The sequence below is a fragment of the Limnohabitans sp. Rim28 genome, from assembly GCF_000293865.2.
GTDB lineage: Bacteria > Pseudomonadota > Gammaproteobacteria > Burkholderiales > Burkholderiaceae_C > Limnohabitans_A.
In genome coordinates this window covers 299792-314546 of sequence record NZ_ALKN02000002.1, presented here as the reverse complement: position 1 = coordinate 314546, position 14755 = coordinate 299792, and the positions used below count along the sequence as shown (strand labels likewise).

14 protein-coding genes are annotated in these 14755 nt (G+C 61.5%); 10 read left to right on the top strand and 4 right to left on the bottom strand.

Annotation, left to right across the window (positions count from 1 at the left end; genetic code table 11):
- Positions 1-140: 140 nt before the first annotated feature.
- Genes B472_RS04055 through B472_RS04040 form a run of 4 tightly spaced genes read left to right on the top strand, consistent with a single transcriptional unit; the run spans position 141 to position 2048 of the window.
- Positions 141-1076, top strand: a complete 936-nt coding sequence (locus B472_RS04055) for a LysR family transcriptional regulator (RefSeq protein ID WP_019425480.1) — start codon at positions 141-143, stop codon at positions 1074-1076.
- Entirely contained in the window at positions 1073-1393 is a 321-nt protein-coding gene (locus B472_RS04050; RefSeq protein WP_019425479.1) for a thioredoxin family protein, read from the top strand. The genes B472_RS04055 and B472_RS04050 overlap by 4 nt, the downstream gene beginning before the upstream one ends.
- Positions 1394-1450: 57 nt before the next feature.
- Positions 1451-1729: a type II toxin-antitoxin system RelE/ParE family toxin gene (locus B472_RS04045; protein ID WP_019425478.1), complete on the top strand. Its 279-nt coding sequence runs from the start codon at positions 1451-1453 to the stop codon at positions 1727-1729.
- Positions 1730-1739: 10 nt separating this feature from the next.
- Positions 1740-2048 carry a HigA family addiction module antitoxin gene (locus B472_RS04040; protein WP_019425477.1) on the top strand — a complete coding sequence of 103 codons (309 nt, stop codon included), beginning with the start codon at positions 1740-1742 and terminating at the stop codon, positions 2046-2048.
- 21 nt (positions 2049-2069) lie between these two features.
- On the opposite strand, the gene B472_RS04035 is transcribed toward B472_RS04040, so the two are convergent.
- Genes B472_RS04035 through xdhA form a run of 4 tightly spaced genes read right to left on the bottom strand, consistent with a single transcriptional unit; the run spans position 2070 to position 7443 of the window.
- Entirely contained in the window at positions 2070-2303 is a 234-nt protein-coding gene (locus B472_RS04035) for an oxidoreductase-like domain-containing protein (RefSeq protein ID WP_019425476.1), read from the bottom strand.
- Positions 2300-3682: a guanine deaminase gene (guaD, locus tag B472_RS04030; RefSeq protein ID WP_019425475.1), complete on the bottom strand. Its 1383-nt coding sequence runs from the start codon at positions 3680-3682 to the stop codon at positions 2300-2302. Before guaD ends, B472_RS04035 begins: the two co-directional genes overlap by 4 nt.
- 33 nt (positions 3683-3715) lie before the next feature.
- Positions 3716-6025, bottom strand: coding sequence for a xanthine dehydrogenase molybdopterin binding subunit (xdhB, locus tag B472_RS04025; RefSeq protein ID WP_019425474.1), 2310 nt, complete (start codon positions 6023-6025; stop codon positions 3716-3718).
- Positions 6022-7443 (bottom strand): xanthine dehydrogenase small subunit, encoded by a 1422-nt coding sequence (gene xdhA, locus B472_RS04020; RefSeq protein ID WP_019425473.1) that lies wholly within the window; start codon positions 7441-7443, stop codon positions 6022-6024. The genes xdhB and xdhA overlap by 4 nt, the downstream gene beginning before the upstream one ends.
- Positions 7444-7614: 171 nt before the next feature.
- Here xdhA and B472_RS04015 point away from each other — a divergent pair, with 171 nt between their 5' ends.
- The 6 genes from B472_RS04015 (at position 7615) to B472_RS03990 (ending at position 14655) form a co-directional block, all read left to right on the top strand.
- A complete protein-coding gene (locus tag B472_RS04015) occupies positions 7615-8559 on the top strand; it encodes a LysR family transcriptional regulator (protein WP_019425472.1) in 945 nt (314 codons plus the stop codon).
- Positions 8560-8597: 38 nt separating this feature from the next.
- Positions 8598-10157: an ABC transporter ATP-binding protein gene (locus B472_RS04010; protein ID WP_019425471.1), complete on the top strand. Its 1560-nt coding sequence runs from the start codon at positions 8598-8600 to the stop codon at positions 10155-10157.
- Positions 10144-11217 carry an ABC transporter permease gene (locus tag B472_RS04005; RefSeq protein ID WP_026039235.1) on the top strand — a complete coding sequence of 358 codons (1074 nt, stop codon included), beginning with the start codon at positions 10144-10146 and terminating at the stop codon, positions 11215-11217. The genes B472_RS04010 and B472_RS04005 overlap by 14 nt, the downstream gene beginning before the upstream one ends.
- Positions 11217-12137 (top strand): ABC transporter permease, encoded by a 921-nt coding sequence (locus B472_RS04000; RefSeq protein WP_019425469.1) that lies wholly within the window; start codon positions 11217-11219, stop codon positions 12135-12137. Before B472_RS04005 ends, B472_RS04000 begins: the two co-directional genes overlap by 1 nt.
- Before the next feature lie 45 nt (positions 12138-12182).
- Positions 12183-13322: a BMP family ABC transporter substrate-binding protein gene (locus B472_RS03995; protein WP_019425468.1), complete on the top strand. Its 1140-nt coding sequence runs from the start codon at positions 12183-12185 to the stop codon at positions 13320-13322.
- Between the two features lie 106 nt (positions 13323-13428).
- Positions 13429-14655, top strand: a complete 1227-nt coding sequence (locus B472_RS03990; RefSeq protein WP_019425467.1) for a benzoate/H(+) symporter BenE family transporter — start codon at positions 13429-13431, stop codon at positions 14653-14655.
- The last annotated feature ends 100 nt before the right edge of the window (positions 14656-14755 follow it).

Genomic DNA, 14755 nt, shown 5'->3' with positions numbered 1-14755 from the left:
TTGCAGGAGTCCACCCCGTGGGCGATGGTTTTCAAGGCCGTGTGCCACGCCCATCGCCCACGGGGTGGGCGCCTGCAAAGACATGCGGACCATCTTACTTATAAGAGCATAAAATATTATGAATAAACGGTATGCATTGAATGAATATCAAAGACCTGGACCTCAACCTTTTGCGCTTGTTTGACGCAGTGTGGCGCACCCGCAGCGTGAGCCTGGCCGCGCAGCAGCTGGGCATGTCGCAACCGGCGGCCAGCCAGGGTCTGGCACGTTTGCGGTCGGTGCTGGGCGACGCCTTGTTCGAGCGCAGTGGGGCTGGCGTGCGGCCCACGCCGCGTGCCGACCGGCTGGCGCAGGCGGTGCAGCTGGCGCTGGGCACGATCGAGGATGCGCTCAATGCCTCACAGGTCTTTGATCCGCAGCGCTCGACCCGTGTGGTGCGCGTGCACCTGAGCGACATTGGCGAGGCGCGTTTTTTGCCCGAACTGGTGTTGGCCCTGCAGCGCCACGCACCGGGCATGCGGCTCGAAGCCATGCCACTGCCGCACGAGAAGATCGGCCCCGCGCTGGACAACGGCCAGCTGGATCTGGCGATGGGTTTTTTGCCCGAGGTGAACGACACCTTGCATCAACCCTTGATGAGCGACCGCTACGTGGTGCTGATGCGCCAGGGCCATCCTGTGGCCCAGCGTTGGGCGCAATTGCAAAAAGCCCGTGCTGCAAGCGATGCCGCGCAAGCCTTGCTGGCCGAGTTGGAGTTCGCCGCTGTGCGCACCCATTCGGACACGCTGCGCATCTTGGAGTTGATGCACTGGCAGCACCGCCTGCGCTTGACGGTGAGCCACTTTTTGTCCTTGCCGGGCATCGTGCGCAGCAGCGATCTGGCCGTGCTCATGCCGCGCAATTTTGCGCAAGGCTTTGCCGAGGCCGGTGCGCTGGCCTTGATTGAGCCTGATTTGCCACTGCGCGATTTCACCGTGTCCATGCACTGGAGCCAGCGCTTTGACAAAGACCCCTGCCTGCAGTGGCTGCGGGGCACGGTGTCCCGACTGTTCAGCACCATCGATGTCAAGCCATGAGCCCTTTCAAACCCTACTTGAGCGGCATCGAAGCGCCCAGCCTGGCCGAGGTGCAGGCGCTGCCCAGCCTCGTGCTGCTGGAATTTGGTACCGAGTGGTGCGGCCACTGCCGCGCCGCCCAAGCCCTGATTGCGCAGGCATTGGCCACGCACAGTCAGTGGCAGCATCTCAAAATCGAAGATGGCCCGGGCCGTGCGCTGGGCCGCCACTACCGCGTCAAGCTCTGGCCCACGCTGGTGGTTTTGCGCGATGGGCAGGAGGTGGGCCGGTTGGTGCGGCCTGCAACCGTGCAGGCCATACAGCACTTGATCCCCTAAGTTGGATCCAAAGTAGATCTGTTTGACGGATTCCGCATGACGGAATAAAATTTGAACATGATCCATTCGTTCATCTGCGGCAACACCGAAGCTTTGTTCAAAAGTCAGCCCGTGCCTCGCTTCAGAAACATCGAAAGGGTGGCACGGCGAAAGCTCTTGCAATTGCATGCTGTCACGGAATTGGTCAGTCTGAGAGTCCCTCCCGGTAACCACTTGGAGGCCTTGAAGGATGATCGAAAAGGACAACACAGCATCCGCATCAATGACCAATGGCGCATTTGTTTTGTCTGGCACGACAACGGGGCTTACCAAGTTGAGATAGTGGACTACCACTGAGGAGTTGAACATGACCGAATTACTTGACGAAATTCATCCTGGTGAAATCTTGTTGGAAGACTTCATGAAACCCATGGGCATTTCTGCGCGCCAGCTGGCCGCTGACATTGATGTTTCGCCCAGCCGAATCAGCGATCTGGTCAATGGCAACCGCCCCGTGACGGCAGACACTGCCTTGCGTTTGGGACTGTTTTTCAATATGGAGCCTCGGTTTTGGTTGAACCTTCAAACCGAGTACGACATGCGTCAGGCCGCGAGAACGCTCACTGACACGATTGCGCCACGCATTCGGGTGTTCCAACAGCCAGCCTCTGCTTGATCCAACGAGGGTTGGATGCCCTCAAGCCAGCAAAGCCCCAGCGTCCTCGTACCAAAACATCAGCGCCGCGTCATAGCTCTCCCAAACGCAACCGTTGCAGCCGCGCCCGCAGCAGGATGTGGGCTCGGGTGGCGGGTCTCTGAAGTCATGGCCTGCTGCCTGCAGGCGTTCTTGAAATTGCGCAATGCCCTTGCGCACGGATGCGCGTTGGGAGGCGTAGGGGTCGATGATGGGGTGTTCGTTCTCGGCGCTCATGCCCTATTGTCTGACAAGGCGAGTCCACTTTTTGTGGGGCTGAAGGCGCTGGACCAGGGGTTGGGCTTCACACACTGGCCTTGGATGACTGTGTGCGCAATCAAGCGTTCATCGCCCAGCACGATCATCGCGAACAACCATTCGGCCAGGGTTTCGGTCTGAGCCGTGCGGCGCGCCAGCAAGGGCGTGGCTTGCGGGTTGAGCACCACGAAGTCGGCTTCGCAGCCGGGCAGCAGGTTGCCCACTTGGCCGTTCAGGTCCATCGCAGCGGCGGCGCCTGCCGTGTGCTGCCACCACAGGTGTTCTGGCGCCAAGCTGATGCCGGGGCTGCCCACGCTTTGCCTGGCCACGGTGTAGGCCGCGTGCATGGTGTGAAAAGGACTGAAGCTGGTGCCGCCGCCCACATCGCTGGCCAGGCCATAGCGCAGACCCGCTGCGTCTGAAGCGGTGTAGTCAAAAAAGCCGCTGCCCAAAAACAGGTTGCTGGTGGGGCTGACGGCGGCGGTTGCACCCACCTCGGCCATGCGGCGGCGGTCGGCATCATCCAGGTAAATGCAGTGCGCGTAAACCGAGCGCTGGCGCAGCAGGCCGGCGCGGTCGTACACGTCCAGATAACTGCGTGCATCAGGAAAGAGTTCATGCACCCAGCGGATTTCGTCGAGGTTTTCGGCCACATGCGACTGAATCCACACATCAGGAAACTGCTGCGCGATCTCGCCCGCGCCGTGCAGCTGCTCAGGGCTGCTGGTGGGCGCAAAGCGCGGCGTGATGGCGTAGCCCAGGCGGTCCACGCCATGCCAGCGGCGGATCAGGTCTTCTGTCTGGCGCAAACTCAAGCGGGTGTCGGTGTCGCGCAGGCCGTCGGGGCTGTGGCGGTCTTGCAGCACTTTGCCCGTGATCATGCGCAACTGGCGCTTTTGCGCTTCGGCCATGAAAGCATCAACCGACTCGGGGTGCGCGGTGGCAAAACACAGCGCGGTGGTCACGCCGTGGCGCATCAGCTCGTCTAAAAAGAAGCCCGAGACTTCGTGCGCGTAGGCCGGATCGGCAAACTGCTTTTCGTGCGGAAAGGTGTAGTGCTCCAGCCAAGGCAGCAAGCCCTCGGCGGGCGAGCCGATCACGTCGGTTTGTGGGTAATGGATGTGCAGGTCGACAAAGCCCGGCGCGATGCACAGCCCAGGCCAGTGCGTCACGGGCAGGTCGGGGTAATGGTGTTGCAGCGTCGCCCAGTCTCCGATGGCCACCACCCGCACGATGCCGTCGGCGCCTTGGCCGGTGACCAGCAGGCCATCACTTTCATGCCGAGCCTGAGGGCTGTGCGGATCTGGGAACCACAGCAAATCAGCGCGCCAAGCTTTTAAATGGGAATGAGCATTCATCGGACGAAAAATTCAATGGGGATCTGACCCCAATTAAACCCGGTTCAAGAGGGCGTTCAGCACGCGTTCGGGGGTGGCGGGGGTGTCCAGGCGGATGGGCGCGCGGCCGGGGCGGGTGGCGCCGATGGCGTCGCGCAAGGCTTCAAGCACGCTGATGGCCAGCATGAAGGGCGGCTCGCCCACGGCCTTGCTGCCGCCCACATTCTCCTCAACGTTGGCTTCGTGCCAAAGCGCGATGTTGAGTTGCGTGGGCATGTCGGCAGCGGTGGGGATTTTGTAGGTGCTCGCGCCCTTGGTCAGCAATTCGCCCTTGGCGTTCCAGACCAGCTCTTCGGTGGTGAGCCAGCCCAGGCCCTGCGCGAAGCCGCCTTCGATCTGGCCGATGTCGATCTCGGGGTGCAGCGAATGCCCCACGTCGTGCAGGATGTCGGTGCGCAGCACAAGGTATTCACCTGTGAGCGTGTCGATGGCGACTTCGCTGCAGGCTGATCCGTAGGCGAAGTAATAAAACGGCCTGCCGGTCAGCGTGCTGCGGTCGTAGTGGATTTTGGGCGTGGCGTAAAAGCCGTCGCTCCACAGTTGCACGCGCTGGCCATAGGCGTATTGCACCGCTTCGGTGAAGCTGCGCTGGCGCACGGGTGTGATAACTTGGCCGCCTTCAAAACGCACAGCATCTGAAGGGCAGCCATCGGCCTTGGCGATGCAGGTGGCGATGTTCTGGCGCACCTGCAGCGCGGCGTTTTCGGCGGCGCGGCCGTTCAGGTCGGTGCCGCTGGACGCTGCGGTGGCGCTGGCGTTGGCCACTTGGTCGGTGTCGCTGGCGCTGGCCTGCACCTGGCCTGCAGGCAGGCCCAACACACGCGCCACCAAACCACACACCTTGGTGTGCAGGCCCTGGCCCATTTCGGTGCCGCCGTGGTTCACCCGCACGCTGCCATCTGTGTAGACCGAGACCACCGCCCCGGCCTGGTTGAACTGCGTGGCAGTGAAGCTGATGCCGAACTTGACTGGCGTGAGCGCCAGGCCTTTTTGGATCACGCTGTGCTGAGCGTTCCAATCGCTGATGGCTTGGCGGCGTGCACGGTAATCGCAACGCTCGGCCAGTTGCGTCATCAGCGGGTGCAAGATGTTGTCTTCCACCTTCATGCCATAAGGCGTGGTGTCGCGCTTGTTGTCACCATCCGCCACACCGTACAGATTGGCCAGGCGCACATCGAGTGCGTCCACGCCGAGGTGGCGGGCAATGTCGCCCATGACGGTCTCGATCAAGAGCACGCCTTGCGGTCCGCCAAAGCCGCGAAACGCGGTGTGGCTTTGGGTGTGGGTTTTGCAGCGGTGCGAGGTGATGTGCAGGTCGCTCAAAAAGTAAGCGTTGTCGGTGTGGAAGATCGCGCGGTCGGCCACCGGGCCGCTCAGGTCGGCGCTGTGGCCGCAGTGCACCAGTTGCACCGAGTCGAGCCCCAGCACGCGGCCCTGCGCGTCAAAGCCCACTTGCCAGTCGTGGCTGAAGGGGTGGCGCTTGCCGGTGATCAGGATGTCGTCGCCCCGGTCCAAGCGCATCTTGACGGGCCGACCAAACTTGTGCGCGGCCAGCGCCGCCCACACGGCCAAGTGCCCGGCTTGGGTCTCTTTGCCGCCAAAGCCACCACCCATGCGCCGGCACACCACGCGCACCTGCGACAGCGGGATATTCAGTGCGTGCGCCACCCAATGCTGCACCTCGCCCGGGTGTTGCGTGCCGCTGTGGATCAACCAGTGGTCGTTGTCTTGCGGAATGGCATAAGCGATTTGGCTTTCCAAATAGAAATGCTCTTGCCCGCCGATCTCCAGCGTGCCTTGCAGGCGGTGCGGGGCCTGGGCCAAAGCCAGCGCCGCATCGCCACGCTGGACCGTGACCTGGGGCAGCACAAAGCTGCCCGCTTGCAGTGCATCGCGGGCGTGTAGCAAGGGCGTGTCGTTCTTCGTCTGCAATCGCATCAGGCGTGCGGCCAGCCTGGCTTGGGTGTGGCTGTGGCCCAGCACCAGGCCCATCACTTGGCCCACGTGCATGAGCTGCGGTCCGGCAAAAATCGGCTCGTCGTGCACAAAGGTGGCCAGCAGTGGGTCACCGGGAATGTCTTGCGTGGTCACGGTGCCCACCACGCCGGGCGCGGCCAAGGTGGCGCTGAGGTCCATGTTGATCCATTGCGCGTTGGCCACCGGGCTCATCAGCGGCGCGGCGTGCAGCGTGCCCTCCACCAGTGGCAGGTCATCGATGTAGCTGGCGCGGCCTTGCACCTGCGCAGCGGCGCTTTCGTGAAAGCGCAAGGTGCTGCTGGACGTGTTGTGGGATGGTGCGTTCATGCGAATGCCTCCAGCCGAACGGTGGTGTGGCCTGTGCTCTCCAACCAGGCGCGGCGCAAAAGTTGGCCCAGAATCTGGCGGCGGTAATCGGCGCTGGCGCGCAAATCGCTGAGCGGCGAAAACTCATCCGCGATGGCGCCCTGCGCGGCTTGCAAAGTGGCTTCGTTCCAAGGCTGACCGATCAACGCCGCCTCGGTCTTCACGGCGCGTGCGGGCGTTGCGGCCACACCGCCTGCGCCGATGCGGGCTGATTTGATCCATCCACCCTCCACCTGCAGCTGTACGCTCAGGCACACGGCCGAGATGTCGTCTTCCTGCCGTTTGGACACCTTGTACGCGCCCAGCCATTCGCCGCTTGCCGGGCGGGGCACCACGATCCAGGCCAGCACCTCGTCTGGGGCCAGCAGGCTTTGGCGGTAGCCGGTGTAGAAGCGGTCTAAAGGCACATGGCGGTGCACGGCGCGGCCCTTCCCGTTTATGTTGCGCCAAGCCATCAACACCAGCTGCGCGCCCAGCGCGATCAAGAGCGGCATGCTGTCGCCAATCGGTGAGCCGTTGGCCACGTTGCCGCCCAGCGTGCCCGACTGGCGCACCGGCCAGCCTGCAAAGCGCTCGCCAAAGGGCGCGATCACCGGCCGGTCTTTGGCCAATGCCTCAAACGCGTCTTGCAGGTTCACCGCCGCGCCAATCGCGATGTGGTGTGGGTAATGTTCTACCCGGCGCAGCTCGCCCACGCGGGTCAGGTCAATGATTTGCGGCATGCGGCGCAAGCCCTGGGTGATCCACAGCCCGGCATCGGTGGCCCCGGCGATCAGTTGTGCTTGGGGATGCTGGGCGCGGGCTTGCAGCAAACCGGGCAGGGTGCTGGGGCGCTGGTAATCGCCATCGGTCTTAGCGGGGGCCACCAGTTTTTGCAGCGCGGCCACGATGGGTTTTTCATCCACGGCCTGCGTGGCATCGGCCTGCAGGCTGCACGCGGCTTGCACGATGGGCCGGTAACCCGTGCAGCGGCACAGGTTGCCAGACAGGGCTTCGTGCGCGCTGTGTTTGTCCACGGCCTGGCCTTGCGCCACCGTGCGCTGGTACAGCGCAAACAGGCTCATCACAAAACCGGGCGTGCAAAAACCGCATTGCGAACCGTGGCAGGCCACCATGGCTTGCTGCACCGGGTGCAGCGTGCCGTCTTTCTGGGCCAAATCGGCAGCGGTCCACAGCGCCAAGCCGCCAATGGCATGCGCCGGTTTGATGCAGCTGTTCACAGCGCGGTACTGCAAACGGCCATCCTTCGCCTCGGCCACCACCACAGTGCAAGCCCCGCAGTCGCCTGCCGCGCAGCCCTCTTTGGTGGCCGTCAGGCGCAGGTCTTCGCGCAGCAGATCGAGCAGGGTTCGGTCTGGTGGTACATTGCCCGGATTCATCACTTGACCGCGATGCCAGAACCGCAATGGACTGGTCACAAGCGGCGCAGATTTCAGAGAGGAGGCAAGCGTTTTTGGCATGGCAAATGACTTTTTGGAGTCACATGATCCTAGGATAAACCCGTGGGTCACCTATGGGTCTGAAGCCATAACGCTTATCTGAAATCCAACATGAAGCCAGCGCATCTTTTCGACAAGATCGACATCCAACTCATTCGAACCCTCCACACCTTGCTCACCGAACGCAGTGTCTCCAAAACCGCCATGCGATTGGGCCAGCAACAGCCGGCCGTGTCGGTGGCCCTCAAGCGACTGCGCGAGCTGACTGGGGACCCAATTTTGGTGCGTTCGGGCACAGGCATGGTGCCCACAGATGTCGGTTTGCAAATGCTGGCCCCTGTCACGCAAATACTGCAAACCGCAGAACGCTTGTTTTCTCCGGCCCGGGCTTTTGATCCGACAGAGGCCACAGAGACTTTTCGCATTGCCGCCAGCGACACCTTGGACCCTTTGTTTTTGCCGTCCATCATGGCCCGCATCAAGTCGCTGGCACCGGGCTGCCGGGTCGAGGTGCATGCCCTGTCGGCGCAGGCGCAGTACGCGCAAGACCTGGGGCAGGGCCTGATCGATGTGGTGATCGGCAATTGGGCCCAGCCCAGTGAAGAGCTGCACCGCGCCCAGCTGTTTGAAGACGATGTGGTGTGCCTGGTCAGCAGCAAGCACCCCGCAGTGCGCCGTGGCTGGACACAAGACGACTGGCTGGCCTGTGAGCACATCGCGCCCACCCCAGCCTACCCCGGCTGGCGCGGCGTGATTGACGAACACCTGGACCGGTTGAACCTGTCGCGCAATATTTCGGCGCGCTGCGCCCACTTTGGCCTGATGCCACGCATGGTGGCATCGAGCTTGCTTGTTCTGACCACAGGCCGCCAGTATTGCCAGCGCTTTATGCAAGGCCCCGATGCGCAGCGCGGCTTGTCTATGCTGCCTTGCCCAGTGGCCTTTCCAAAGATGGTTTATTACCAGCTTTGGCATGAACGCAGTCATGCTTCTGCCTCTGCGCGCTGGTTGCGCGAGCAGGTGAAAATCAGTGCGGCCCAATTGCCGGCCCAATAGTGCTTATTGACGACCCATTTGTTCACATTGAACCCGACATGACCACACCCCTTTTGTCTTTGCAAGGCATCACCAAGCGCTACCCGGGCGTGGTGGCCAACCAAGATGTGTCGCTGACCGTGATGCCCGGCCAGGCCCATGCTGTGTTGGGCGAAAACGGCGCGGGCAAGTCCACCTTGATGAAAATCATCTACGGCTCGGTCAAGCCCGACGAAGGCCAAGTGGTCTTCAATGGCCAGACTGTCAACATCCGCAACCCGCAAGAAGCGCGCAAGCTGGGCATCAGCATGGTGTTTCAGCATTTCAGCCTGTTTGACACGCTCACCGTGGCCGAAAACGTGTGGCTGGGGCTGGACAAGTCGCTGAGCCTGGTAGAGGTGACCGAACGCATCGTGGCCAAGGCCAGCGAATACGGCCTGGACTTGCAGCCCGAGCGCCCGGTGCACACCCTGAGCGTGGGCGAGATGCAGCGGGTGGAGATCATCCGCGCCTTGTTGACCGAGCCCAAGCTCTTGATTTTGGACGAGCCGACTTCGGTGCTGACGCCGCAAGCGGTTGAAAAACTTTTTGTGGTGCTGCACCAGTTGGTCAGTCAGGGCTGCAGCATTTTGTACATCTCGCACAAGCTGCACGAAATTCGGGCGCTGTGCAGCGCCTGCACCGTTTTGCGGGGCGGCAAGCTGACGGGCGTGTGCGACCCGCGTGAAGAATCCAACGCCTCGCTCAGTCGCTTGATGATCGGGGCCGAGCCCCCGGCTTTGGAACACGTGGCGCGTGCGCCAGGCGAGGTGGTTTTGTCGGTCAAAGGCTTGAGCCTGACACGGCAAGACCCGTTTGGCGTGGACCTGGAAGGCATTGACTTGCAAGTTCGTGCGGGCGAGGTGGTGGGGCTGGCTGGCGTTTCAGGCAATGGCCAAAAAGAGCTGCTGTGGGCCTTGTCGGGTGAAGACACCCGGGCGGGCGTGCAGTGTGGCGCGGCCAGTGTGGCCGTTTCCGGTCAGCCTGTGGCGGCTTTGGGGCCGGTACCGCGCAGGCAGCTGGGCCTTCACTTTGTGCCTGAAGAGCGGCTGGGGCGGGGCGCTGTGCCCTCGCTGAGCCTCTCTCAAAACCTGCTGCTCACGCGCAGCGAAGCTGTGGGAGCGGGCGGCTGGGTGCGCATGGGGGCTTTGGCCGATCAGGCCCGCGGTGTCATCGAACGTTTCAAGGTCAAGGCCGCTGGACCGGATGCCCCAGCACAGTCGCTGTCGGGCGGCAATTTGCAAAAGTTCATCGTGGGGCGCGAGATCAGTGCGGCCCCCAAACTGCTCATCGTCTCGCAACCCACTTGGGGCGTGGACGTGGGCGCAGCGGCGCAGATCCGTGCCGAGATTTTGGCACTGCGCGATGCGGGTTGTGCCGTGTTGGTGGTCAGCGAGGAGTTGGAAGAATTGTTCGAGTTGTCTGACCGATTGCATGTGATCGCCAAGGGGCGTTTGTCGCCCTCGGTGGCGCGGACCGAGGCCACGGTCGAACGCATTGGCGAATGGATGAGCGGCTTGTGGCCCGTCGCCAACCCGGCCCTGGCTGCGCAAGAAGGAGCCCAACATGCTGCGGCTTGAACTCCGTCCCCAGGCTTCTAACCTGTGGACTTATGCGTCGCCTGTCTTGGCTTTGCTGCTCACTGTGCTCTTGGGTGTGGCGCTCTTCATGGCGCTGGGCAAAGACCCTGTACGCGGTTTGCAAATGTTTTTCTGGGAACCGATCAAAACCCCTTACGCCTTGGGTGAACTGATGGTCAAGGCCACCCCGCTGTTGATCATCGCCTTGGGTTTGGCCGTGTGTTTCCGGTCCAACGTGTGGAACATCGGTGCCGAGGGGCAATTCGTCATGGGTGCGGTCTGTGCCGGGGGCGTGGCCCTGCTGGCCGACAAAGACACAGGCCGCTGGATCGTGCTGGCGGTGCTTTTGGCGGGCGTTCTGGGCGGCATGTTTTGGGCCGGCATCACCGCGTTTTTGCGTGACCGCTTCAATGCCAATGAGATTTTGGTCAGCCTGATGCTGGTCTACGTGGCTGGGATGGTGCTCAGTTATCTGGTTTACGGCCCCTGGAAAGACCCGGCAGGCTTCAACTTTCCCCAGTCCAAAACCTTTGAGTCGGTCACGCAGATTCCGCGTTTGATGGACGGCTCCCGGGTGAGTGTGGGTTTGCTGTTGGGACTGGTTGGTGCCGCATTGCTGTGGGTCTTTTTGTTCCGCACCCGGGCGGGCTTTGCCCAACAGGTGGGGGGGCTGGCACCTGACGCAGCGCGTTATGCAGGCTTTTCTTCACGCAAGGCTTTGTGGGTGGCGCTCTTGGTGTCGGGCGGCGCTGCAGGTCTGGCGGGCGCCTTGGAGGTTGCCGGTCCCATTGGCCAGCTCACGCCTTATGTGCCTGCGGGTTACGGTTTTGCGGCCATCATCGTGGCCTTTGTGGGCCGCTTGCACCCCGCTGGCATGGTCTTTTCGGCAGTGCTCATGAGCATGTTTTACATCGGCGGAGAGTTGGCGCAATCGCGCTTGGGCTTGCCCAAGTCAATCACAGGCGTGTTCCAAGGCTTGTTGTTGTTTTGCCTGCTGGCGTGTGACACCTTGGTGGCCTATCGCTTGCGTTGGGTGTCCAAAAAAATCGGGAGCGTGTGATGGAGTCGTATGCATTGCTGATCGCAGCCACCCTGAATGCGGGGACCGTGTTGGCGCTGGCCGCTTTGGGGTTGTTGATCAATGAAAAAGCCGGGGTGGTCAACCTCGGGGCCGAGGGCATGATGCTGTGCGCTGCCATTGCGGGCTTTGCTTGTGTGGTGCACACCGGCAACGATTGGTTGGGGTTTTTGGCGGGAATGGGCGCGGGCGCGCTGTTGGCGGCTGTCTTTGGGGTGCTGGTGATTTGGCTGGGCACCAACCAATACGCCACCGGCCTGGCACTGAGTTTGTTCGGTGTGGGCTTTTCTGCCTTTGTGGGCATTGCTTATGTCCAGGAGAAGTTGCCAGATCGGCTCAACTACGAGATTCCCTTCCTGGCTGACATCCCTTGGTTGGGCCCGGCTTTCTTCAAACAACACCCCTTGGTCTACGGTGCCATTTTGTTGGTCTTGGCACTGATTTGGTTTCTTTACAAAAGCCGCACCGGTTTGGTGCTGCGGGCGGTGGGCGAGTCGCCTGCATCGGCACACGCTTTGGGCTATCCGGTGCGCCTGATTCGGCTGGGGGCCGTGGTGGCGGGGGGCGCTTTGTGCGGCCTGGCAGGGGCTTACATCTCTGTGAGCTACACGCCTTTGTGGGTTGAAGGCATGGTGGCCGGCAAGGGCTGGATTGCTTTGGCGCTGACGACCTTTGCGACTTGGCGCCCGGCACGCGTTTTGCTCGGTGCTTATTTGTTTGGTGGCGTGACCATGTTGCAGTTCCATTTACAAGGCGTGGGCGTTGAAGTGCCCAGCCAGTTGCTTTCTGCTTTGCCTTACATCGCCACCATCGTGGTGCTGGCCTTGATCTCACGTAACCCTACTTGGATTCGGGTCAACATGCCGGCTTCTTTGGGTAAGCCCTTTTACCCCGGTTCATAATCTTCTTTTCTCCAACCCTGTAACCCTGTTTAAAAAGGAACTGACATGACAGACATCTCCAAGCGCTCCATCGTCAAGATGGTGGCCCTGACCGCTGTGGCAGCCGCCGCACTGGTCGGTTGTGGCAAAAAAGAAGAGGCGCCCAAGGCCGCTGCCCCAGCTGCGGTTGCCAAAGCCGAGCCCCTGAAGATCGCGTTTGCCTATGTCGGCCCTGTGGGCGATGGTGGTTGGACCTTTGCGCACGACAACGGACGCAAAGAAATCGAAAAAGCTTTCGGCGACAAAGTGGTCACCACATTCGTTGAAAAAGTGCCAGAAAGCGCTGACGCCGAGCGCGTGATCCGCGACATGGCTGCCCAAGGCAACAAACTGATCTTTGGCACCACCTTCGGTTACATGGAGCCCATGCTCAAGGTCGCTGCCGACAACAAAGGCATCAAATTCGAACACGCCACCGGCTACAAAACTGCCGAGAACATGCGCACTTACGACAGCCGCACCTACGAAGGCGCGTACATGGCGGGTGTGATTGCCGGCAAGATGACCAAGACCAACGTCTTGGGCGTGGTGGCTTCCATCCCAATTCCTGAGGTGATCCGCAACATCAACAGCTACACCATGGGCGCGCAGTCGGTGAACCCCAAGATCAAAACCAAAGTGGTTTGGGTCAACGAGTGGTTCAACCCACCCAAAGAATCCGAAGCGGCCACTTCGCTGATCAACCAAGGCGCTGACGTGCTGATGCAAAACACCGATTCGTCGGCTGTGCTGCAGACCGCAGAAAAAATGGGCAAGCGTGCCTTTGGTTGGGATTCCGACATGACCGCCTACGGCCCCAAGGCCCACTTGGGCTCGGCGGTGATCAACTGGGGTCCTTACTACGTGAAGGCCGTGGGTGAAGCCCTGGACGGCAAGTGGAGCACGGGTTCCAGCTGGTGGGGTGTGAAAGAAGGCGCGATTGAGATGGTCAACGTGGCCGCCGATGTGCCTGAAGACATCAAAAAGCGCTTGGCCGAGATCAATGCTGGCTTGAAGGACGGCAGCTTCTCCATCTGGAAGGGCCCGATCGTGGACCAGTCTGGCAAGGAAATGTTGGCCAAGGATGCCATCGCCGATGACAAGTACCTGGGCGGCGTGATGTTCTACGTCAAGGGCGTGGAAGGCAAGATTCCTGGCAAGAAGTGATCTGACACGGTTCTCTGAACTGGTTTCGCAAAACCGCCCCTCGCCCGAGGGGCGGTTTTTTTTTTTGATAACCTGAGACCGTTTTCGTTTTACCCAAGGCCCCGTTTTGTTCAAACACTTGGAAATCCCTGCCGTCGCCCCCCCCAGCGGGCGTCAAATTCGCGCTGATTTTGGCGTCACCTATGCGGCCAATGCGCTCATCGGATTCATCTTTGCGGCCACCGGGCCCGTGGCCATCATTTTGTCGGTCGGCACGCGGGGCGGCTTGTCACCTCAAGAGTTGGCGTCTTGGGTGTTCGGTGTTTTCTTTGTCAATGGCCTGGTGACTTTGTTGATGAGCTGGCGTTACACCACGCCCTTGGCTTTTGGCTGGACGATTCCCGGCACGGTGCTGGTGGGGCCGGCTTTGCAGCACCTCAGTTTTGCCGAGGTGATCGGGGCTTTTTACATGACCAGCGCCTTGGTGTTGGCGCTGGGTTTGAGCGGATGGGTCAAGCGCGTCATGGCCGCACTGCCCATGCCCATTGTCATGGGCATGGTGGCTGGGGTGTTTTTGCGGTTTGGTCTGGACATCGTGCGGGCGCTGGAAAGCGATGTGGCCATCGCGGCGCCGATGGTGGCGGTGTTTTTGTTGTTGTCCGCAAGGGCCGATTGGGGCAAGCGCCTGCCGCCCGTCATTGGTGCTTTGCTGGTGGGGGCTTTGGCGGTGGCGCTGTCAGGCCGTTTGGATGGCGCTGCCGTCGGCCAACTGGCTTTGGCACAACCGGTGATTCAGACCCCGGTGTGGTCTTTTGCCGCCATGTTGGAGTTGGTGGTGCCCTTGGCCATCACGGTGCTGGTGGTGCAAAACGGGCAGGGCGTTGCCGTGCTCAAAAGCGCAGGACACGAGCCGCCTGTCAACATGATCGCTGTGGCCTGCGGCCTGGGCGCTGCAGTCAGTGCGGTGTTCGGTGCCGTCAGCACCTGCCTGACCGGGCCGACCAATGGCTTGCTGACTTCATCGGGTGAAAACCGTCGCCATTACACCGGTGCGCTGATGTTCGGTGGTTTGGCTTTGCTGTTTGGCCTGATGGCGCCGACCTTCACCGGGCTCATGCTGGCGGCCCCCAAAGAGTTCATCATGGTCTTGGGCGGCTTGGCCATGCTGCGCGTGCTGCAGGGGGCATTTGTGGCTTCGTTCGGTGCAGGCAAGTTTTCTTTGGGCGCTTTGGTCAGCCTGTTGGTCACGGTGGCCGATATCGGCCTGTTCAACATCGGCGCGGCTTTTTGGGGCCTGGTGGCCGGATTTGCGGTGTCTTGGTGGATGGAGCGGGGCGACTTCCAACGGGCCTGAACTGCACAGGCCGTGGGCCACGATCCTCAAGGGCTTTGCGGGCCGTGTAAGCTCAGGCCGTGATTTTGGAGAGTCGGATCAATCTGAACAACGCGTCATG